Annotated in this window: 18 protein-coding genes and 1 pseudogene; 9 read left to right on the top strand and 10 right to left on the bottom strand. The window is 72.2% G+C overall.

The window, feature by feature from the left end:
- Window positions 1–51 precede the first annotated feature (51 nt).
- Together ABZ267_RS32125 and ABZ267_RS32120 are read right to left on the bottom strand one after the other, a co-directional pair.
- Window positions 52–1,644: a PepSY domain-containing protein gene (locus tag ABZ267_RS32125; RefSeq protein WP_356754202.1), complete on the bottom strand. Its 1,593-nt coding sequence runs from the start codon at window positions 1,642–1,644 to the stop codon at window positions 52–54.
- 168 nt (window positions 1,645–1,812) lie between these two features.
- Entirely contained in the window at window positions 1,813–2,412 is a 600-nt protein-coding gene (locus ABZ267_RS32120; protein ID WP_356754200.1) for a hypothetical protein, read from the bottom strand.
- 390 nt (window positions 2,413–2,802) lie between these two features.
- On the opposite strand from ABZ267_RS32120, the pseudogene ABZ267_RS32115 reads away from it, so the two are divergent.
- Window positions 2,803–3,420: pseudogene (locus ABZ267_RS32115) on the top strand (transposase).
- 504 nt (window positions 3,421–3,924) lie between these two features.
- Window positions 3,925–5,097 carry an acyl-CoA dehydrogenase family protein gene (locus ABZ267_RS32110; protein WP_356754198.1) on the top strand — a complete coding sequence of 391 codons (1,173 nt, stop codon included), beginning with the start codon at window positions 3,925–3,927 and terminating at the stop codon, window positions 5,095–5,097.
- 13 nt (window positions 5,098–5,110) lie between these two features.
- Here ABZ267_RS32110 and ABZ267_RS32105 read toward each other — a convergent pair whose 3' ends face one another.
- Window positions 5,111–5,260, bottom strand: a complete 150-nt coding sequence (locus tag ABZ267_RS32105; RefSeq protein WP_356754196.1) for a hypothetical protein — start codon at window positions 5,258–5,260, stop codon at window positions 5,111–5,113.
- Between the two features lie 214 nt (window positions 5,261–5,474).
- Entirely contained in the window at window positions 5,475–5,873 is a 399-nt protein-coding gene (locus tag ABZ267_RS32100) for a hypothetical protein (protein WP_356754194.1), read from the bottom strand.
- Window positions 5,874–6,077: 204 nt separating this feature from the next.
- Between ABZ267_RS32100 and ABZ267_RS32095 the strand changes: the two genes are divergently transcribed.
- From ABZ267_RS32095 to fxsA, 4 genes are all read left to right on the top strand, one after another.
- Window positions 6,078–6,518, top strand: a complete 441-nt coding sequence (locus ABZ267_RS32095) for an Lrp/AsnC family transcriptional regulator (protein ID WP_015607305.1) — start codon at window positions 6,078–6,080, stop codon at window positions 6,516–6,518.
- Between the two features lie 46 nt (window positions 6,519–6,564).
- The gene (locus ABZ267_RS32090; protein WP_356754192.1) at window positions 6,565–8,211 is read left to right on the top strand and encodes an amidohydrolase; all 1,647 of its coding nucleotides are present in this window, start codon (window positions 6,565–6,567) and stop codon (window positions 8,209–8,211) included.
- A gap of 564 nt (window positions 8,212–8,775) precedes the next feature.
- Window positions 8,776–9,543 carry a polyprenol monophosphomannose synthase gene (locus ABZ267_RS32085; protein ID WP_356754191.1) on the top strand — a complete coding sequence of 256 codons (768 nt, stop codon included), beginning with the start codon at window positions 8,776–8,778 and terminating at the stop codon, window positions 9,541–9,543.
- A 75-nt stretch (window positions 9,544–9,618) separates the two neighbouring features.
- Window positions 9,619–10,230, top strand: a complete 612-nt coding sequence (gene fxsA, locus ABZ267_RS32080; protein ID WP_356754189.1) for an FxsA family membrane protein — start codon at window positions 9,619–9,621, stop codon at window positions 10,228–10,230.
- A 139-nt stretch (window positions 10,231–10,369) separates the two neighbouring features.
- Here fxsA and ABZ267_RS32075 read toward each other — a convergent pair whose 3' ends face one another.
- The 4 genes from ABZ267_RS32075 to ABZ267_RS32060 all read right to left on the bottom strand — a co-directional run bounded on the left by ABZ267_RS32075 (window position 10,370) and on the right by ABZ267_RS32060 (window position 13,891).
- On the bottom strand, window positions 10,370–10,744 hold the full coding sequence (locus ABZ267_RS32075) for an RNA polymerase-binding protein RbpA (RefSeq protein WP_003959706.1): 375 nt from the start codon (window positions 10,742–10,744) through the stop codon (window positions 10,370–10,372).
- Window positions 10,745–11,011: 267 nt separating this feature from the next.
- Window positions 11,012–12,388 (bottom strand): MFS transporter, encoded by a 1,377-nt coding sequence (locus ABZ267_RS32070; protein ID WP_356754187.1) that lies wholly within the window; start codon window positions 12,386–12,388, stop codon window positions 11,012–11,014.
- Window positions 12,389–12,434: 46 nt separating this feature from the next.
- Window positions 12,435–13,199, bottom strand: coding sequence for a glycerophosphodiester phosphodiesterase family protein (locus ABZ267_RS32065; protein ID WP_356754185.1), 765 nt, complete (start codon window positions 13,197–13,199; stop codon window positions 12,435–12,437).
- On the bottom strand, window positions 13,196–13,891 hold the full coding sequence (locus tag ABZ267_RS32060) for a hypothetical protein (RefSeq protein WP_356754183.1): 696 nt from the start codon (window positions 13,889–13,891) through the stop codon (window positions 13,196–13,198). Before ABZ267_RS32060 ends, ABZ267_RS32065 begins: the two co-directional genes overlap by 4 nt.
- A 102-nt stretch (window positions 13,892–13,993) precedes the next feature.
- On the opposite strand from ABZ267_RS32060, the gene ABZ267_RS32055 reads away from it, so the two are divergent.
- Entirely contained in the window at window positions 13,994–15,493 is a 1,500-nt protein-coding gene (locus tag ABZ267_RS32055; RefSeq protein WP_356754181.1) for a PLP-dependent aminotransferase family protein, read from the top strand.
- 93 nt (window positions 15,494–15,586) lie between these two features.
- Here the strand turns inward: ABZ267_RS32055 and ABZ267_RS32050 are convergent, their stop codons facing one another.
- Window positions 15,587–17,245, bottom strand: a complete 1,659-nt coding sequence (locus tag ABZ267_RS32050; RefSeq protein ID WP_356754179.1) for a hypothetical protein — start codon at window positions 17,243–17,245, stop codon at window positions 15,587–15,589.
- Between the two features lie 37 nt (window positions 17,246–17,282).
- Window positions 17,283–17,477: a hypothetical protein gene (locus tag ABZ267_RS32045; protein ID WP_003970432.1), complete on the bottom strand. Its 195-nt coding sequence runs from the start codon at window positions 17,475–17,477 to the stop codon at window positions 17,283–17,285.
- Window positions 17,478–17,799: 322 nt separating this feature from the next.
- On the opposite strand from ABZ267_RS32045, the gene ABZ267_RS32040 reads away from it, so the two are divergent.
- Window positions 17,800–18,192 (top strand): ankyrin repeat domain-containing protein, encoded by a 393-nt coding sequence (locus tag ABZ267_RS32040; protein ID WP_356754177.1) that lies wholly within the window; start codon window positions 17,800–17,802, stop codon window positions 18,190–18,192.
- Between the two features lie 290 nt (window positions 18,193–18,482).
- A complete protein-coding gene (locus tag ABZ267_RS32035) occupies window positions 18,483–19,901 on the top strand; it encodes a HEAT repeat domain-containing protein (protein ID WP_356754175.1) in 1,419 nt (472 codons plus the stop codon).
- Window positions 19,902–19,909 lie beyond the last annotated feature (8 nt).

The following is a 19,909-nucleotide window of genomic DNA, read 5'->3' as shown; positions in this document are numbered from 1 at the left end:
CGGTGAGGCGCTCGGCCGGATGGTCCCGGCCGAGCGCCTCGTACCGAGCACTCAGGCGCTACGCCGCTGTCGCCGGACCGCGCCCACCACCACGTCGACCACCAGGAACGCGGCCAGCGTCACGCCGAGGACCGGCAGCGCCCAGCCCAGCGCGATGACCGCCGGGATGCCCAGGATCAGGACCGGCAGCGGCAGCCGCCGCCAGGCGCCGCGCTCCGGGGCCCGGCCGACAGGCGCGCGGCGGTCGTCGCGGGTGGGCCGCCGCTGCCACCACATGCGGTAGCCCCAGACGATCACCGCCGTCAGACCCAGCGCGATCACCGCCAGGACGATCTGGTTGACGACCCCGAACAGCACACCCATGTGGCCCTGCACACCGAGCTTGCTGAGCTTGGACAGGGCCGGGTGGTCGGCCCAGTAGGTGCGTGAGGTGATCTCGCCGCCGGCCACGTCCACGGCCACCCGGTCGTAGTGCACCGGCCAGACGTTGTCGTTCTGCGCCACGGTCCACGTGCTCGCCGCGTCCGCCGCGGGCGTGACCACCACCGTGCCGCCGAGACCCGCGTCCCGGGCCGCCGCGAGGGCCGTGTCGAAGTCGGCCGGGTCGGCGTCGGCCGTCGCTTCGCCGGAGCCGCCGTGGCCGGCGTGGTCCGAGTGGTCCTCGGCGGGAGCCTCCGCGCCCGGGAGCGCGGTGTCGAGGGCCGGGGCGTTGCCGTTCGCCGCGTCCAGCAGCCGGCCGAACCGCTCACCGGCGTAGTTCGACCAGGTGAGACCGGTGGCGCTCAGGAAGAGCAGCCCCAGCGCCAGCCACACTCCGGTGGCCGCGTGCCAGCTGCGCGTCCGGCGCACCCCCCGGGCCTTGCGGTCCGGAAGCAGTGCGCCCCGGGCCGACTTCGCACGCTGTCCCCGGCTGCGCCCGAGCCACAGGACGAGCCCGCCCGCGACGGCCACCCAGAGCCAGCTCGCGGCGACCTCGGAGTACAGGCGGCCGAACTCGCCGAGGTGGAGGTTGCGGTGGAGGTCGTCGAGCCAGGTGGTGAGCGGCGTCGACCCGAACCAGGTCGTCAGCTCACCTCGTACCTCGGCGGTGTACGGGTCGACGAAGACCGTGCGCTGGTTCTCGCCGAGCTCCGGCACCGCGAGCACCACCCGCGTGGTGTCCTCGGGACCCGACGGCGTGGTCACCGAAGCCGTGGTGCCTTCGGGATAGGCCGCCCGCGCGGCGGCGATCTGCTCCGCCAGCGGCCGGGGCGCGTCACCGACCCGCTCGACCCGCAACTGGTCACCGTAGACGAGCTGGTCGAGCTGGGGCGTGAGCGTGTAGGCGAGCCCGGTCACGGCGGCCACCAGCAGGAAGGGCGCGACGAGGACGCCGGCGTAGAAGTGCAGCCGGACGAGGAGGTGGCGTACGGCGTCCCAGGAGCGGGGCTGGCCGGGGGCGGGTTTCGCGAGGGTTTCGGGGCCGTCGGCCGGATCCGCGGGGCCGTCGGTCCTGTCGGTGGCGACGGGTTGCGCGGAGCCGTCCGTCGTGTCGGTGGCGGCCGGTTTCGTGAGGGCGTCGGGTCTGTCGCTGTCCGGTTCGCTTGTCGCGGGGCCGGTGGGGTCGTGGTCGTTCTGCGGTATTTCTTCGGTTCTGCGAGACATGCGTGCTCCTCGGAGGGCAGGCCGGAGGAAGACTCCGCGGACCTGCCGGTGGGGGCCGGGTTCTGCCCGGGCGGTGGGAAGCGGTGGCGTTCGCGACCGGGCGGCGCCCGCACGCGGGCCGCACTCCACCGGATCAGCTCCGGCGTGCGCGGCGAGGTGCGGAGGCCGTCAGGCCACGACCGCCACCGGCGGCCCGCGCCGGTGGCAGGTCCGGGCGAGGAGCGACCCGAACCGGATCCGCGCGACCACCGGCGGCGCCGGGCGCAGACGAGGCAGGCAGGGGAGTGACGGCGTCGGCCGGAGGGCGAGGCGAGGGAGGAACAGGGCCGCGAGGCGCCGCAGCACCCGCTCTCCGTGGATCACGCAGAGGGCCGTTCCGAGGGTGGCCGCCGCATGGGCCAGGGTCATCCCGGTGTCCATGACGTGCTCGCCAGCCTGACCGTCGGCCGGCCCGGACATGTGGTGCTCGTGCCTGGCGGCCGTCGCGGAACGCGGTCCTCCGCCGGACGCCGGGAGGAAGTGGAAGGCGCTATGCAGAGCGAACTGCGTGCCGCCCAGTACCAGCGTCACGACGTCGAAGCCGCGCCGCCGGCCGCCGAAGAGCAGCGCTCCTTGCACACTCAGGACCAGGAACAGCAGCGCGAGCACGCCCGCTCCGGGCAGCCGTCCGCCCGCCGCGACATGGCTCAGGGCACCGAGGAACAGGCAGGCCGAACCGCAGAGCAGGCCCCTGGCCGCTCGCGTCGGCCAGCCGCCCCGTGCACGCATGGACACAAGGTAGCCATGCCCGGCGTGCGCTCCGACCCAGGGTCCTCGGTCACGGTCTCTTCCCATGGGGCAGTAGTCGGCCAGGTGGCCGAAAAAGTTCCCGCGAGAAAACGGAAGAAGCTGCGGGAGGCGCGCCGGAGAGGTTTCTGTACGAAAGCCGGAGAGGTTTCCTTACCGAAACCGAAGAGGTTCTCGTACGAGAAGCGCAGGATCTCCCCTCTGGGCACTGAACATTGCCACCAAACGAACACCGTGTTGCCCAACCTTCATGTGCCGCCTTCGAGGCGTGTACGCCGAAGAGGCGGAGCACCTGTCCGGCACACCGCCCCTCACACTCCGCGCGACGGCGACTAACGGTTGTTGCAGAACACCTGAGTTAGGCCATTCCTCATTGTATGGGGGGTGTTGCGGGCTGAGCTGTTGTGGGTGGAGACGTTCACCTGCTTGCTCTTCGGAGTCTCCCCGGCCACCGTCTGCCGAGTCATCCAGCGCCTGGGGCCGCTCCTGGCGATCGAGTCTGCTCCACGGCCCGTCGCGGATGTCAAACGGTTGTGGATCGTGGACGGAACCCTCGTCCCGGTCCGTGACCGTACGGTCGCCGCGTCCTGGGGTAACTACCGGTTCTCGGCGAATGTGCAGGTCATCATTGATGCGGGCAGCCGCCTGGTGATCGCCTCAGCCCGCCCCGTCCCCGGGAACAAGGCCGACGCCCACGCCTGGGGGGAGTCGGACCTGCGCGCCATCGCGGCCGGGACCACGGTCATCGCGGATGGCGCCTACCTGGGCACCGGGTTGGTCGTCCCGCACCGCAGAAGAGCCGGACGCCCACTCCTGCGCGGCCAGGAGGAGGACGACGCCCAACACCGACGCGTCCGTGCCCGCGTCGAGCATGCCTTCGCCCGCATGAAGAACTGAAAAATCCTCCGCGACTGCCGCCAGGAAGGAGATGGCCTCCATCGCGCCATCCAAGCCGTCGCCACTATGCACAACCTCGCCATGGCAGGCTGAACCAGCAGGTCGAACACCACTTCGACCTGCCCACGCCCACCCTTCTGCAACAACCTTCAGCAGGGTGGCGCCGAGCGCCGCCGTGCAGACGGCCGCTGCGAGCGCCCGGAGCCGGGTGGGGGGACGGTGCGATGTGAGCATCGTGGCTCTTCGTGGGGGGCGAACTCCTGGCCGTATGCGCCCGGTTTGGCATGAACGCGGGAAGGCGTTCGCCGGGGAGCCGTAGAAGGACTAGACCAATGGGTCAATGGTTCGGACCAATTCGCGGATTCTCGCGGGGCCCTTCATCCCCTTTGACCAGCCCTTAACCCGTGACGGGAGGCATCCGATCGGGCATACTCAACCCGCCACAGCAGCCGGCCCGCGCCGCCCGAGACCCGGGAGGGCAGGATCGGCTGGGCAGTCTGCTTTTTCCCGGCTCCGTCCCGGGAGATCACCCGGCGGCGCCTCTCACACCCCGAGCGCGTGACCGTCGCAACGCCCGACAGGGAGGAGAGCGCCGTCATGTCCGACCGTGCCCCGCAGCCGGTGGAACGCCGTCTGCCCACCGAGGAGTCCCGGCAGCTCGTCGCGCTCGTCCGCGACATCGTGTCCAAGGAGATCGCTCCCCGCGCGGCCGAGGAGGAGGACGCGGGCCACTTCCCGCGCGAGGTCTTCGCCCTCCTCTCCGAATCCGGCCTCCTCGGACTTCCCTACGGCTCCGCCCACGGCGGCGGCGACCAGCCCTACGAGGTCTACCTCCAGGTGCTGGAAGAGCTGGCCGCGGCCCGCCTCACCGTCGGCCTCGGCGTCAGCGTCCACTCGCTGGCCTGCCACGCGCTCGCCGGCTACGGCACCGAGGAGCAGCAGGCCGCGCACCTCCCGGCGATGCTCTCCGGCGGCCTGCTGGGCGCCTACTGCCTCTCCGAGCCCGCCTCCGGCTCCGACGCCGCCTCCCTGCGCACCAGGGCCGTACGCGACGGCGACGACTGGGTCATCACCGGCACCAAGGCGTGGATCACCCACGGCGGCGTCGCCGACTTCTACACCGTGCTCGCCCGCACCGGCGTGGAGGGCCCGCGCGGCATCACGGCCTTCCTCGTCCCCGGCGACGCCGAAGGGCTCAACGCCGCTCTGCCCGAGAAGAAGATGGGGATGAAGGGCTCGCCCACGGCCCAGCTCAACTTCGACGGCGTACGGGTCGGTGACGACCGCCGCATCGGCGAGGAGGGCCAGGGCTTCGCCATCGCGCTCTCCGCGCTCGACTCCGGCCGCCTCGGCATCGCCGCCTGCGCCATCGGGGTCGCCCAGGCGGCCCTGGACGAGGCCGTGCGGTATGCCACCGACCGGCGCCAGTTCGGCCGTCCCATCGCGGACTTCCAGGGGCTGCGCTTCATGCTCGCCGACATGGCCACCCAGATCGAGGCCGGTCGGGCGCTCTACCTGGAGGCGGCACGGCTGCGCGACGCCGGCGAGCCCTTCTCCCGCCAGGCGGCCATGGCGAAGCTGTTCTGCACGGACGCGGCCATGCGCGTGACCACCGACGCCGTCCAGGTGCTCGGCGGCTACGGCTACACGCTGGACTTCCCGGTCGAGCGGCTCATGCGCGAGGCCAAGGTGCTCCAGATCGTGGAAGGCACCAACCAGATCCAGCGCATGGTCATCGCGCGCCACCTCGCGGGTCCGGAGACCCGCTGACCCTCAGGAGGCTTCAGACCCCTCCCAGCGGCCGTTCCGGCCAGGCGGGCAGGGCCGCGGCCCGGGTCCACTCCGGGTCGCGGTGGCCCGGCACGGTCCGGCCGCTGCTGCGCCAGTGGAGCAGCAGTGCGCGGTAGATGGGCGGGTCGACGGGGGAGGCCATCGGCGAGTTCCCTGTCGACCGGGGCAGCGGCTGCGGAACCGATTCTTCGGGCGCCGGAGGAGCGAGCCGGCGGCGCCCCGAGCCGACTGGTGAGTGCAGCGTCGTCATACGGAGGTCAACGCGGCGGGGCCGGGCCGGGTCACTGCCGGCCCGAACCGAGTGCCAGTTCGGCGGGTGCCCGTGAGCACCCACCTCCTTGGTCGCGAACGGCGGCTCAGGCGGCCTCGCGCCGCATCCGGTCCACACGCAGCGGCCGGGAGCCCGGGCCGCCGGCGTGGGAGAAGGGCTGCATCCGCCAGTCCAGGCCCTGGGGGAGTGTCAGCAGCAGTGCCGCCTCCTGCTCCTGGGGCTCCAGCGTCTCGTCGGCGGGACGGGCCTCCACCGCGGCGCGGCCGGTGCCGGAGCAGACGGTGAGCACGAACGGGTTCCACGGGGTGGGGCACCGGGCGTGCTCCGGCAGGACGTCCTCGTCGGCCAGCAGCGCGATCGGCTGGGCGCAGTCCGGGCAGACCACCCGGAACATCTCGAACATGTCGTACACATCGGCGCCGTCGTCCTCGTCCGGATCGACGGGCTCCGGTTCGGTACGTCCGGTGAGCTTCATGCTCTGCATGGGATCTTCCCCCCTCGGGTGGGCCGGCACAGCGCCACGGCCACGACCACAGCAAGCACTTCCCTCCGCTCGCGGCCGATAACCGCCAGAGGCCCCGCTACCGACCCGTAGGTCTGTGGCGTTCGTCACATGCCGCCCGCAGGTGCCGTTCCGTGACCTTGTGCGACTGTGCCGACAGGCGTCCGGGGCCATAGGTTGATCCGCATGGAGGAGCTGGACCGTCAGATCGTGGAGTTGCTCGTCAAGGACGGGCGGATGAGCTATACCGACCTGGGCAAGGCCACGGGCCTGTCCACCTCGGCCGTTCATCAGCGCGTCCGCAGGCTGGAGCAGCGCGGGGTGATCCGCGGCTATGCCGCCGTCGTCGACCCCGAGGCCGTCGGGCTGCCCCTCACCGCGTTCATCTCGGTGAAGCCGTTCGACCCCAGCGCGCCCGACGACATCGCGGAGCGGCTGGCGGGCGTACCGGAGCTGGAGGCATGCCACAGCGTCGCCGGGGACGAGAACTACATCCTCAAGGTGCGCGTGGCGACCCCGCTGGAGCTGGAGCACCTGCTGACCAGGATCCGCACGCTGGCTGGCGTCTCGACCCGTACGACCGTCGTCCTCTCCACCCCGTACGAGGCCCGGCCGCCGCGCGTCTGAGGGGGGTGCGGACTCCACGGTCCGTGGCAGGCGCGAGACTGGTCCCATGACCGAGAGCACCGCCCCTCAGAGCGCCCCCGACCACCGCACCCTGCTGCTGCGCGGTGGAGACGTCCACAGCCCGGCCGACCCGTTCGCCACCGCGATGGTCGTGGAGCGCGGACATGTCGCCTGGGTGGGCTCGGAAGGGGCCGCCGACGCCTTCGCGAGCGGCGTCGACGAGGTGGTCGACCTGGAGGGCGCGCTGGTCACTCCGGCGTTCACCGACGCTCATGTGCACACCACCGCCACCGGCCTGGCCCTCACCGGACTGGACCTCTCCGGCGCCCGTACGCTCTCCGAAGCCCTCGGCCTCGTCCGTGCGTTCGCGAACCGGCACGGTGCCGGGGACGTCCTGCTCGGCCACGGCTGGGACGCCGCGCGGTGGCCCGAACAGCGCCACCCCTCGCGCGCCGAGCTCGACGAGGCGACCGGCGGCCGGGCCCTCTACCTGCCGCGGATCGACGTGCACTCCGCCGTCGCCACCACCGCCCTGCTGGACCTCGTCCCGGGCGTCACCGCGATGACCGGCTACCACCCCGACGCGCCGCTGACCGGCGACGCCCACCACGCCGTACGCGCCGCCGCGCACAACGCGCTCACCCCGGCCCAGCGCACCGCCGCCCAGCGCGCCGCGCTCGACCACGCCGCCTCCCTCGGTATCGGCACCCTCCACGAGTGCGGCGGGCCCGAGATCTCCGATGAGGAGGACTTCACCTCGCTCCTGGCTCTCGCCGCCGAGCGGCCAGGACCCCGGGTCTTCGGCCTCTGGGCCGAGGAGATCGCCGACGAGAAGGGCGCCCGCCGCATCCGGGAGCTCGGCGCGGCCGGCGCGGCCGGCGACCTCTTCGTCGACGGTTCGCTCGGCTCGCACACCGCCTGCCTGCACGAGCCGTACGCCGACGACCCGCAGACCGGCACCGCCCACCTGGACGCCGCCGCGATCGCCGCCCATGTCACCGCCTGCACCGAGGCCGGCCTCCAGGCGGGCTTCCACGCCATCGGCGACGCGGCCGTCACCGCCGTCGTGGAAGGCGTGCGGGCCGCCGCCGAGACGCTCGGCCTCGCCAGGATCCGCGCCGCCCGCCACCGCGTCGAGCACGCCGAGATGCTCACCCCGGAGACCATCGCCGCCTTCGCCGAACTCGGCCTCACCGCCTCCGTCCAGCCGGCCTTCGACGCCGCCTGGGGCGGACCGGACGGCATGTACGCCCAGCGCCTCGGCGCGGAGCGGGCCGCCACGCTGAACCCGTACGCGGCACTCCTGCGGGCCGGAGTGCCGCTCGCCTTCGGCTCCGACAGCCCGGTCACCCCGCTCGACCCGTGGGGCACCGTGCGGGCCGCCGCGCACCACCGCACGCCCGAGCACCGCATCTCCGTCCGGGCCGGCTTCACCGCGCACACCCGAGGCGGCTGGCGGGCCATCGGCCGGGACGACGCGGGGCTCCTGGTGCCCGGTGCACCGGCCGACTACGCGGTCTGGCGGACCGCCGAACTCCTGGTCCAGGCCCCCGACGACCGGGTCGCCCGCTGGTCCACCGACCCCCGCTCCGGCACGCCCGGGCTGCCGGATCTGACGCCGGGCGCCGAACTGCCGGTCTGCCTGCGGACGGTGGTGTCCGGACAAACGGTCTACGTGCGACCGAACGAGTGACGTCACAGCGTGCCGTACCGCCGATCGATGGCTCGGGCACGCGTTCACGACCTGCGGATCTTGGGCACTGACCAGGCGATTCGGGCAAAAGCCGCAGGTCGCACGGGTGTTGACAGAACGCGCCCACGGGCCGGTAGGTTCGGCCGGGTCCACCACAGGACGTCCGACCGGTGAAACCTCCACGCAGTCGTCGAACGCCGCTGGGTCATGGGGTGGTGTGCCGCACCGGCGCACCGCCACTGACAGCCAGGTTCAGCGCCCGCGCCTCGGGGGCGAGGGAAGGTTTCAGCCGGACGGAGGGTGCGACCCGGGTGGGGCCCGGACGTTCAGTAGACAACGGCTTTCGGTCGATCCGCAGCCAGCGGGTCCCAGGTCGGCCCGAAGGGCGCCGGGCCCCGATCCGCAGCTCCGTCCCTGCCGGAGGTCACGGCTTTCGTCCGTGCTTCTGTCCGCAGTTCCGTCCATCTGCCCGGCCTGTGCCACGCGTCCGTACGACCGCGTAGGACCCCGGCGGCGATGTGCTGGATATGGTGTCCCTCTGTGTACGGACTTTAAGGGGCAGTAGTGAACGACGGCGGTCAGAGGCAGTTCGGCCCGCTCGGCAAGGTCCTCGTGATCATTCCGACCTACAACGAGGTCGAGAACATCAGGCCGATCGTCGAGCGGGTGCGCACGGCCGTGCCGGACGCCGACATCCTGGTGGCCGACGACAACAGCCCCGACGGCACCGGCAAGGCGGCCGACGAGATCGCGGCCGCGGACGACCAGGTCCACGTCCTGCACCGCAAGGGCAAGGAAGGGCTCGGCGCCGCCTACCTCGCGGGCTTCGCCTGGGGCACCGAGCACGGTTACGGCGTCCTCGTCGAGATGGACGCCGACGGCTCCCACCAGCCCGAGGAACTGCCCCGCCTGCTCACCGCGCTCAAGGGCGCCGACCTCGTCCTCGGCTCCCGCTGGGTCCCCGGCGGCCGGGTCGTCAACTGGCCCAAGAGCCGCGAGGTCATCTCGCGCGGCGGCAGCCTCTACTCCCGCCTCGCCCTCGGCCTCTCCGTCCGCGACGTCACCGGCGGCTACCGCGCCTTCCGCACCGAGACCCTCCAGGGCCTCGGACTCGACGAGGTCGCCTCGCAGGGCTACTGCTTCCAGGTCGACCTGGCCCGCCGCTCGGTGGAGGCCGGCTACCACGTGGTCGAGGTCCCCATCACCTTCGTGGACCGCGAGGTCGGCGACTCGAAGATGAGCCGGGACATCCTCGTCGAGGCCCTGTGGCGGGTCACGGGCTGGGGCGTCACCTCCCGCGCCAACAAGGTCCTGGGCCGCAAGAAACCCTGACCCTCCGGCGCGTACGGGCCGGTCCATGATCACCCCCTTACGCCGCTTCCACCTCCGTACGGGCACACTGGTGGCATGACGACCGGCACTCCGCCCCCGACCCGTCCCCGGCGCTCACGCGCCCGTAGATTCCTGCCCCTGGCCCTCGCCGCCTGGCTGGTCCTGGAGGTCTGGCTGCTGACCGTGGTGGCCTCGGCCGCGGGCGGGCTCACCGTCCTGCTGCTCCTGGTCGCCGGAGCGGTGCTCGGCACCGTGGTGATCAAGCGCGCAGGGCGCCGCGCCTTCAAGAACCTCACCGAGACCCTCCAGCGGATGCCGGGACAGCCCGGCGCCACCGAGGCCCCGCAGGTCACCGGCGGCAAGGCCTCCCGTGGCAACGGGCTGCTGATGCTCGCCGGACTGCTGCTCCTGATCCCCGGCCTGATCTCGGACGCGGCCGGTCTGCTCCTGCTGGTGCCGCCGGTCCGCACGCTGATCAGCCGCCGGGCGGAGCAGTCCCTGGAGCGGCGGATGCGGGCCGCGTCTCCCGGCAGCCTCTCGGACGCCTTCCAGCAGGCCCGTATGCACCAGCCGGACGGAAAGGTCGTCCAGGGTGAGGTCATCCGCGAGGACGGCACACAGCCCGCTTCCCGCCCCACCGGCCCCGACGACGATCCTCGCGGCCCGCGCCCGCCGCTCACTCCCTGAGACCCGGGCAGGCCGGCGCCGGACATGCAACAGCCGCGGGTCGTGACACACGTTCTGTGTCACGACCCGCGGCTCTTGTGCTGTGCTGTTGTCGCGCTCGGTGCGCTAGGTACGCGGAGTGCGGTGGTGCTTTACGCGGTCAGGCAGACTTCCTGCTGTCCCGCGGGTGCACGGCGATGTTCATGGCTCCGGAGCGCAGAACCGCCAGCCTCTCGGCCAGCACCTCTTCGAGCTCCTCACGCGTGCGCCGCTCCATGAGCATGTCCCAGTGCGTACGCGCAGGCTTGCCCTTCTTCTCCTCGGGGCCATCCCCGTCCACCAGGAGTGCCTGGGCGCCGCACGCCTTGCACTCCCACTCCGGCGGAATCTCCGCCTCCACCGAGAACGGCATCTCGAATCGATGTCCGTTCTGGCATGCGTACTCCACCGCCTGGCGCGGGGCCAGATCGATGCCGCGGTCCGTCTCGTAGCTGGTAACCACAAGTCGCGTGCCGCGAAGAGCTCGCTCACTCATGAATCGTGCCTCCCGGGCTTGTCGCCCACAGGACAAAATGTCGCTGTCGTCGTCATCCGGTCAACGTCCGGTCGCTGGCAAAGATTCCCGTCGCCGGTCATGCGTCGCCCGTTCGTGCCGCTGCTTTGTCTTGGGTCGAGTACCCACCCTTGCCCGGTTTGTCACCTCTGTCGAGCGTTGTCACCCAACGGTTGAGCTGCTTCCACTCGCAGTGACGGTCCTCCGGGCAGGCCAAAGACGTATACTACCGCCCTTTCACTTCAACGTCTAAATCCGCTCCGGTACGGGATTGCCCGCGGCCGTGATCGCGCGCCGTACGGGCACCCGCGCGAGCAGCACCGCGCCGAGCGCGAAGAACACGATGAGCGAGATGATCGCCTCCCGGTAGCTGCCGGTCAGCTGGTACGCCAGACCGAACACCAGGGGGCCCAGCCAGCTCAGACCGCGGTCGCTCATCTCGTACGCCGAGAAGTACTCCGCCTCCTTGCCGCGCGGCACCAGGTGGGAGAAGAGCGAGCGCGACAGCGCCTGGCTGCCGCCCAGCACCAGTCCGATGGCCGCCGCGAGAACGAAGAAGAAGACGGGCGCGTCGGCCGGCAGCAGATAGGCGGAGACCAGGATCGCGGTCCACACGACGAGCGAGCCCAGGATCGTGCGTTTGGCGCCGTACACCCGCGCCAGCCGGCCCATGCCGAGCGCCCCGGCCACCGCCAGGACCTGCACCAGCAGCACGGCGACGATCAGGGTCGTCTGGTCGAGGCCCAGCTCCTCGGAGCCGTACAAGGAGGCCTGCGAGATCACCGTCTGGATGCCGTCGTTGTAGACGAGGTACGCGAGCAGGAACGAGAGTGTCAGCGGGTGGCGCCGCATGTCCTTCAGGGTCGCCACCAGCTGCTTCCAGCCGGAGCCGACCGCTCCCTCGCCGTCCGGTGCCACCCGCCGGTCGCGCAGCCGCCGCAGCGGTACGAGGGTGAACGCGCCCCACCACACACCCGCCGACGCGAGGCAGATCCGTACCGCGTCGGACTCCGCGAGACCGAAGGACTCGTGGCCCGTGTACAGGATCAGGTTGAGCACGAGCACCAGCGCGCCCGAGGTGTAGCCGAAGGCCCAGCCGCGCGAGGAGACCGCGTCGCGCTCCTCCGGCCCGGCGATTTGCGGCAGATAGGCGTTGTACAGGACCATCGACACGGAGATCGACGCGTTCGCCGCGATCAGCAGGAACGCGCCCAGCAGATAGCGGTGGCCGTCCAGGAAGAACATCCCCGCCGTCGCCGCGGCACCTGTATAGGCCGCCGCCGCCAGCAGCGGCTTCTTACGTCCCGTACGGTCCGCCGCCGCGCCCACGATCGGCATCAGGATCACGGCGACCACGATGGAGGCCGATACGGAGTACGCGAACAGCGAGCCCGCGCGCACGGGTATGCCCAGCGGATGCACGAAGCCGTCGGGATCGGCGGCGGCCTTGGCGATCGACGTCAGATAGGAACCGAGGAAGACGGTCAGCACGCTGGTGGAGTAGACGGAACAGGCGAAGTCGTAGAAGTACCAGCCGTGCTGTTCGCGTCTGCGAGCCGCCGCCGCCGACCCGTCGCCCGGCGGCTTTCCGGCCGGATCTGTCGTTCCTGCGGTTCCGGTGCTCAACCCGCGCCCCCTCGGTTCTCGCGTGCGGACGCGGACGGGCCCGGCGTCAGGACCAGGCCCCCCGCTCGCTCAGCACCGTACGCAGCGTCTCGATGTGATCGGTCATGATGCCATCCACTCCGAGGTCCAGGAGGGCCGTCATCCGCTCGGGTTCGTTGACCGTCCAGACGTGCACCTGGAGGCCGAGCGCGTGCGCGGTGCGGACGAAACGGGCGTCGGCCACCGGGATGCCGTTCTGCCGCTCGGGAACCTGCGCGCAGACCGCGCCCGCCCGCAGCGCCGCCGGGATCCCGTACGAGCGCAGCCGCAGCCCGAGGACCCCGCGCACGCCGTACGAGGTGGCCAGACGCGGTCCAGCGAGGCGGTGCGCGCGGGCCACCCGTGCCTCGGAGAAGGAGCCGACGCAGACCCGGTCCCAGGCGTCGGTCCTGCGGATCAGCTCCAGGAGGGGTTCCAGGGCCGGTTCCGCCTTGAGGTCCACGTTCCAGCGGGCGTCCGGGAACTCCTCCAGCAGCTCCTCGAAGAGCGGAAGGGGTTCGGTGCCGCCGATCCTGGCCCGGCGCACCTCGCTCCAGGGCAGCGCGGAGATCCTGCCCCGGGCGTCGGTGACCCGGTCGAGCGTGGCGTCGTGGAAGGCGACGAGGCGGCCGTCCGCCGTGGTGTGGACGTCGGTCTCGAAGTAGCGGTAGCCCGCGGCGGCCGCCCGGCGGAAGGCGGCCGCGGTGTTCTCCACGCCGTCCGCCGCCCCGCCGCGATGAGCGAAGGCAAGAGGTGTCGCGTGATCAAGATAGGGATGGCGGCTCGGTTTCACTGCGGCAGTATGGCCTGCCCGGATGGAGGGGTGGCAACGGGGCCGGGTCCGGCGGGGGGCGCGGTGGTGACCGTCGCCGTGGCGGGCGCGGGGAGTTCGAAGAGCCGCAGGAAGAACTGGGCCAGCGGGCCGATCGCCAGCGCGTACAGGACCGTACCGGCCCCGAGCGAGCCGCCGAGAAGGAAGCCGGTGACGACGACGGCCACTTCGATCGCCGTACGGACCAGCCGGATGGAGCGGCCCGTGGCCCGGTTCAGCCCGGTCATCAGTCCGTCGCGCGGGCCCGGGCCGAAGCGGGCCGCTATGTACAGCCCGGTCGCCACGCCGTTCAGCACGATGGCCAGGACCATCACCGGGATCCTGACCCCGAGGCCGTCGAGGTCGCCGACGAGGGCGAGCGTGCCGTCCATCGCCAGGCCGACCACGAAGACGTTGGAGACGGTGCCGAGCCCCGGACGCTGCCGTAGCGGGATCCACAGCAGCAGCACGATCGCGCCGACGATGATCGAGACGACGCCGATCGAGATGCCGGTCAGCTCCGTGAGGCCCTGGTGCAGCACGCCCCACGGCTCCAGACCGAGTTCGGCGCGGACCAGGAGCGCCGAACTCGCCCCGTACAGCGTCAGGCCGGCGTACAGCTGGACCAGCCGCCGGGTGAGGTGGTTGGTGCCACGGGCGGTGGTGCTGGACACGTGTTGCCCCCTGGTGTGGTGGTAGTGGACTGCTGCGTGTCACTCTGTGGCAGGGGATCGGCCACCAGATATGGCCAATTCGAGGAAGGTGGACTGATTTTCATGGCGCAGTGGACTTCGACCGTCGGAGCGGCGCAGCTCGCCCGGCAGCTCCAGGCGCAGCAGCCCCGGCCCACCGGCCCCGCCGGACGGAAGCCGCCCGCTTACCGCGCGCTCGCAGACGGCGTACGGCTCCTTGTGCTGGAGGGGCGCGTTCCGGTCGCCGCCCGGCTGCCCGCCGAACGCGAACTGGCCCTCGCCCTCGCCGTCAGCCGCACCACCGTCGCCGCCGCCTACGAGGCGCTGCGCGCGGAAGGGTTTCTGGAGTCGCGTCGCGGCGCCGGCAGCTGGACCGCCGTCCCGGCCGGGAACCCGCTGCCGGCCCGGGGCCTGGAACCGCTGCCTCCGGAGTCGCTCGGCTCGATGATCGACCTGGGCTGCGCCTCCCTGCCCGCGCCCGAGCCCTGGCTGACCCGGGCCTTCCAAGGTGCGGTGGAGGAGCTGCCTCCGTACGCCCACACGCACGGCGACTACCCGGCCGGGCTTCCCGCTCTGCGGCAGATGATCGCCGACCGCTACACCGCGCTCGGTATCTCCACGATGCCCGAACAGATCATGGTCACCACCGGTGCGATGGGCGCCATCGACGCCATCTGCCACCTCTTCGCGGGCCGCGGCGAACGGATCGCGGTGGAGTCCCCTTCGTACGCCAACATCCTCCAGCTGATGCGCGAGACGGGAGCCCGTCTCGTCCCGGTCGCGATGGAGGAGGGCATCGGCGGCTGGGACATGAACCGGTGGCGCCAGGTGCTGCGGGACTCGGCGCCGCGGCTCGCCTATGTGGTGGCCGATTTCCACAACCCGACCGGCGCGCTCGCGGACGAGCAGCAGCGGCGCGAACTGGTCGACGCGGCCCGCTCCGCCGGCACCGTCCTGGTCGTCGACGAGACGATGACCGAACTCCGCCTGGACGCCGACGTCGCCATGCCCCGCCGGGTCTGCGCCTTCGACCCGGCCGGCAGCACGGTGCTCACTGTCGGCTCGGCCAGCAAGGCGTTCTGGGCCGGGATGCGGATCGGCTGGGTCCGCGCGGCCCCGGACGTCATCCGGTCGCTGGTCTCGGCCCGCGCCTACGCGGACATGGGCACTCCGGTCCTGGAACAGCTCGCCATCAACTGGCTCATGGGCACGGGTGGCTGGGAGCAGGCGGTGGAGATCCGGCGGGACCAGGCGCGTGAGAACCGCGACCAGCTGGTGGCGGCGGTGCGCCGGGAACTGCCGGACTGGGAGTTCGCGGTGCCGCGCGGCGGGCTGACCCTCTGGGTGCGGACGGGCGGCCTCTCCGGCTCCCGGCTGGCGGTGGCGGGCGAGCGCGTCGGCGTACGGGTGCCTTCGGGGCCGCGGTTCGGCGTGGACGGGGCGTTCGAGGGCTATGTGCGGCTGCCGTTCACGGTGGGCGGCCCGGTCGCGGAGGAGGCGGCGGTGCGGCTCGCGGCAGCGGTGGAGCTGGTGCGCTCCGGCGCGGGCGCCGGAGCGGACGCGCCACGGAGCTTCGTGGCCTGAGTGGCCTGAGGGGTTTGACGGGCGTGGGACGTCTGCGGGCGGTGAGCGGGCCATCCGGCCCGTCTCTCCGCCCGCACTGTTCCGCCCGAGGGTTCAGCCCTCGGCGATCGCCGCCTGCGCCTTGGCCAGCTGCCCGGTCGGTACGGTCTCCACGGCCACGGGCACCTCGGCGGTGTCCTCGGCCGGCCCGTCGGACACGGCGGCCGGCTCCGGCCACGACTCCTGCTGCGGCTCCTGCGGCGCGGCGCCCGGCAGCTGCGGCAGCACGTCGAGCACCGCCTGCCGGTGGCTCTCGCTCGCGTCCTCGTCGTACGGATCCGGGGTCGCCGGAACCTGGAGGCGCAGCACCGGCCCGGTGCCCAGGCGCGCGTAACCGCGTCCCGCCGGCACCTCCGGCGGCGGAGTGGTGTTCGGCTCGGCGCCCAGCACGGCGGCGATCTGCTCGCGGGAGGCGGGCCCGAGGACCACGCGGGCCCGGGTGTGGGTCCGTACGGTCTCGGTGAGGTTCTCCACGGCGTCGAACTGGTCGGCCAGGACGACGGTGACCCCGGCCGCCCGACCGTGCCGCAGCGGCACCTGGAGCAGCTCCTGCGGGTCGGGCCTGCCGTCGGCGGCGGCGAGGTGGCCGAGGACGCCGGGACGGTCCAGCAGGATCCAGAGCGGGCGCTTGATGTCCTCGGGGACCGGATGGCCTCCTTGGCGGGCCCGGTTGGCGAAGATCAGCCGCCGCTCCGTCTCGTGCGCCGCCCACTCCAGGGTGGCCAGCGCGCCGCTCAGGCCGGACTCCACGGCGAGGACGCCGGTGCGGCCGATGAGGGCGCCGTACTCACCGGTCCCGCTGCCGTCGACGATGAGGACGTCGCCCTGCTGGAGGGCCTGGAGCGCGATGGAGCGGACCAGCGTGGTGGTGCCGCTGCCGGGCTGTCCGACGGCCAGGAGGTGCGGCTCGGTGGAGCGGTTGCCGGTGCGCCAGACGACCGGGGAGGCGTCCGACGTGGTGTCGCCGTCGCGCACCGGGACCGTACGGCGTACGGCGTCCGGGTCGGTGAAGCCGAGGACCGTCTCGCCGGGCGCGGTGACGAAGCGCTGGGCGGCGATCGAGGCCGGCAGCGGGTCGAGCACGGTCATGACGAGGCGGTTGGCCTCCTCGTTCCAGACGAAGTGGTACTCGCGGCCGCGGCCCGACTTGGTGTGCAGCAGCTGCTCGATCCGGGACCGTGCGGCGGTCTCGCCGTCGGTGAAGTACGCCGGGTAGGAGACCTGGAGGCGGGTGAGGCGCCCGTCGCCGTCGAAGGCGTACTCCGTGAACGTCCTCTCCCAGTCGCCGCCGTGGGCGAAGAGCGGGTCGGGGTCCTCGGGTACCGAGAAGTACGGCACGAGCGCCTCGTACAGGGCGCGCAGACGGGTGGACTCCGCCTCGTCCGGGCCGGTCTTCACGGGGGTCCGCTCCCGCCCCTTCCACGCGGCGGCGCCCATCACCGTGATCAGGGCCAGGATCGGCCCGTACGGCACGAGCGCCACGGCGAGCACGCAGGCCGCGGCCAGGAGCAGCTTGGGACCACGCCGTTCCTTGGGTGTCGCGGCCCACCTCTGCCGGCCGGAGACGGCCAGCAGCCGCAGACCACGCAGGATCGTGATCAGCGGATGGAGCACATCGGTGGCACTGTCGGCGGCCGTGCGCGCGATCTCTCTGCTGCGAGTGATCGAAGCGCTGCCGCTGCTCAGAATGCGGGGGAGTGGTCGCCGGGCCACAGCTGTCTCCTGAAGGGGTGGGAGCGGTTGCGGAGCGTCAGAACTTGATCCCGCCCAGCAGACCGGCGAGGCTCGCCCCGCCTGCCGTGATGCTCGGCGCGATCGCGGTGCCGGCCAGGTAGAAGCCGAACAGCGCGCAGACGATGGCGTGGGACGCCTTGAGCCCGTCCTTCTTGAAGAACAGGAAGACGACGATGGCGAGCAGTACCACGCCCGAGATGGAAAGGATCATGAGCGGATCTCCTGGTTGAGGGGACAGTCACCATGAGTCCTTCCAGGATCACGCGAAGTATCTATGCGATAAAAGGTGCAATCGAGTGAATAAAACGCATTTTCACTTGACTGGCCGAGGTGAACCGGTGGCCCGCGCGCGGTATTTCGGAGTCCATGCCGGGCAGGAACCGTCCGCGGTGATCTTTTGCCGTATCCGGGCCCGGTCATGTCCGTCCCCGAGCAGTACCCTGTCGATTCACTCGTACGGCCCCGTGCCGTACACCACCCGGTCAACCGCGGCGGCGTGAGCCGCCGCACGGTCAAGGAAGGCGGCCCGCGCGATGAGCGAAACTCCCGATCCCGAGGTGGTCGAGCTGGCGACCAAGGTCTTCGACCTGGCCCGCACCGGCGAGACCGAGACGCTCGCCGCGTACGTCGACGCCGGCGTCCCGGCCAACCTCACCAACGACCGGGGCGACTCGCTGCTGATGCTCGCCGCCTACCACGGCCACGCCGAGGCGGTCACCGCGCTCGTCGCCCGCGGCGCCGACCCGGACCGGGCCAACGACCGCGGCCAGACCCCGCTGGCCGGAGCCGTCTTCAAGAGCGAGGACGCCGTCATCGACGCCCTGCTCGCCGCGGGCGCCGACCCCGCCGCCGGAACGCCGTCCGCGCGGGACACGGCCCAGATGTTCGGCAAGGCCGACCTGCTGGAACGCTTCGGTGCGCGTTGAGACGCGGGCGGGCGCGCCTGCGGGCCTGTCCGCAGAGGGGTCCGCTGACCGGTCCGTCGTAAATGTGGTCGCGGTGGCGAAATGGCTGGGTCATCATGACGTCGCGGGTCCGTTTCGGGCCACCGACGAGAGGCAGAGGAAGATGGTCTACACCAAGCAGAAGACGACGGTCGGCCGATCATGTCGCTGCGCGGCGTAGGGGTGTCCCCCGGACATCCCCCCGTGCCCACGGGGCACGGGTCACTGCACAGTCCCGGTTGCGTCGACAGCTTGATGTGAGGCTTTCTCCCATGTTCGATCCGTTCATAGCGCCGAGCGGCACCCTGCTCGGCCTGCTGCAGAGGGGCCGCGGCGACGGCACGCTCCACGCGCTCGCCGCTCCGCGCCCCGAGGCCCTCGCGGCCCTCAACCACTGCGTCGTGAGCGACCCCCGTCACGACTGGCAGGTGGAGAACCGCTCCCTCTACTACGCCCGCCTGTACCTGGATCTCGACGGCGGCATCGAGGAGATCGAGCGCCACCTGGGTGACCCCGACGACCACACGGACACCGACGACTCCCGTACCGGGCTCGCGCTCTCCGTCCTCGGCCACCTCGCCTCCTACGGACGCGACGACGCCCTGGCGCTGCTCCGCCGCTACGCGGCCACCGGCGCCAACTGGGCCTGGGCCCTGGACGAGCTGGCCCTGCGCGACGACGACGCGGGCCTGCGCTCACTCGCCCTGCCCGTCCTGGGCCGCTTTCCGGCCACCGAGGAAGGCACCGCCGAGCTGGCCGCCGCCGTACGCGACTCCTTCGAGCCGCGACCCTGGCGGCTCTGGGCCGACGACCCGCGCGAAGCGGTCGGCGCCCGCGTGCGCGCCGCCACCGAACAGGGCTCGTTCGACCGCTGGCAGCGCCAGATGCGCCCCGGCGGCCCGCGTCCCGGCTGGAGCGTCCAGGCCGTCTTCGACTGGGCCCAGCAGGCCCTGGAGCGCGGCAGCGAACTGCACGTCCCCGCGGCCCGCTGCCTCTCCGCCGTCGCCGGACCCGAGGACCGTCCCCAGATCCTCGAAGCCGCCCGCGACGGCTCCGAAGGCGCTCGCTGCGCCGCGCTGCACTATCTGGCCGAGGCGGCCGACCCCGCCGTCCTCGACCTCATCGAGACCGCCGCCCTCAGCCCCGCCCGCACGGTCGCCGACGCCGCAGTCGCCGCTTTCGAGCGGATGGCCGGCGACGACGCCGTGGAACGCGCCCGCGGCTGGGCCAGGCGTCCCGACGCCCTCGGCGCCTCCGCCGCCGGGATCCTCGCCTGCCGTGGCACCGCCCAGGACGCTCCCCAAGTCCTCGGCGCGCTCCGGGAGGCCGTACGCGGCGACGGACCCGACGCACCCCGGCTCTGGACCCTGGTCGACGGCGCCGGCCGCCTCGGCATCGCCTGCGCCGCACCCGTACTGCGCCACGTCTACCGCGAGACGTCCTCCTCGCACCTGCGCGGCCGGGCGGCCCGGGCCCTCGCCGCCACCGATCCCACCTTCGCCACCGGCTTCGCGGTGGAGTGCCTGTGGGACTGCGAGGAGACCACCCGCGAGGTGGCCGCCCTGCACGCCGAGACCGGAGACATCCGCGTCGCCGAACGGCTGCGCCGCCTCGCCGCCGACCCGGCCGAGGAGGCCGAGGTGCAGACGGCGGTCCGCAGCCGGATCGGACCGGACGCACCGGCGCTCTGACCGCGCGA

It is taken from the genome of Streptomyces sp. NPDC006174 (assembly GCF_040614075.1).
GTDB lineage: Bacteria > Actinomycetota > Actinomycetes > Streptomycetales > Streptomycetaceae > Streptomyces.
This window is presented reverse-complemented; position numbering and strand designations above follow the sequence as displayed.

Coding starts and splice junctions, on each gene's coding strand:
- ABZ267_RS32125 (WP_356754202.1), bottom strand. CDS start 1,644: ATGTCTCGCAGAACCGAAGAAATACCGCAGAACGACCACGACCCCACC.
- ABZ267_RS32120 (WP_356754200.1), bottom strand. CDS start 2,412: ATGCGTGCACGGGGCGGCTGGCCGACGCGAGCGGCCAGGGGCCTGCTC.
- ABZ267_RS32110 (WP_356754198.1), top strand. CDS start 3,925: ATGTCCGACCGTGCCCCGCAGCCGGTGGAACGCCGTCTGCCCACCGAG.
- ABZ267_RS32105 (WP_356754196.1), bottom strand. CDS start 5,260: ATGGCCTCCCCCGTCGACCCGCCCATCTACCGCGCACTGCTGCTCCAC.
- ABZ267_RS32100 (WP_356754194.1), bottom strand. CDS start 5,873: ATGCAGAGCATGAAGCTCACCGGACGTACCGAACCGGAGCCCGTCGAT.
- ABZ267_RS32095 (WP_015607305.1), top strand. CDS start 6,078: ATGGAGGAGCTGGACCGTCAGATCGTGGAGTTGCTCGTCAAGGACGGG.
- ABZ267_RS32090 (WP_356754192.1), top strand. CDS start 6,565: ATGACCGAGAGCACCGCCCCTCAGAGCGCCCCCGACCACCGCACCCTG.
- fxsA (WP_356754189.1), top strand. CDS start 9,619: ATGACGACCGGCACTCCGCCCCCGACCCGTCCCCGGCGCTCACGCGCC.
- ABZ267_RS32075 (WP_003959706.1), bottom strand. CDS start 10,744: ATGAGTGAGCGAGCTCTTCGCGGCACGCGACTTGTGGTTACCAGCTAC.
- ABZ267_RS32055 (WP_356754181.1), top strand. CDS start 13,994: ATGGCGCAGTGGACTTCGACCGTCGGAGCGGCGCAGCTCGCCCGGCAG.
- ABZ267_RS32045 (WP_003970432.1), bottom strand. CDS start 17,477: ATGATCCTTTCCATCTCGGGCGTGGTACTGCTCGCCATCGTCGTCTTC.
- ABZ267_RS32040 (WP_356754177.1), top strand. CDS start 17,800: ATGAGCGAAACTCCCGATCCCGAGGTGGTCGAGCTGGCGACCAAGGTC.
- ABZ267_RS32035 (WP_356754175.1), top strand. CDS start 18,483: ATGTTCGATCCGTTCATAGCGCCGAGCGGCACCCTGCTCGGCCTGCTG.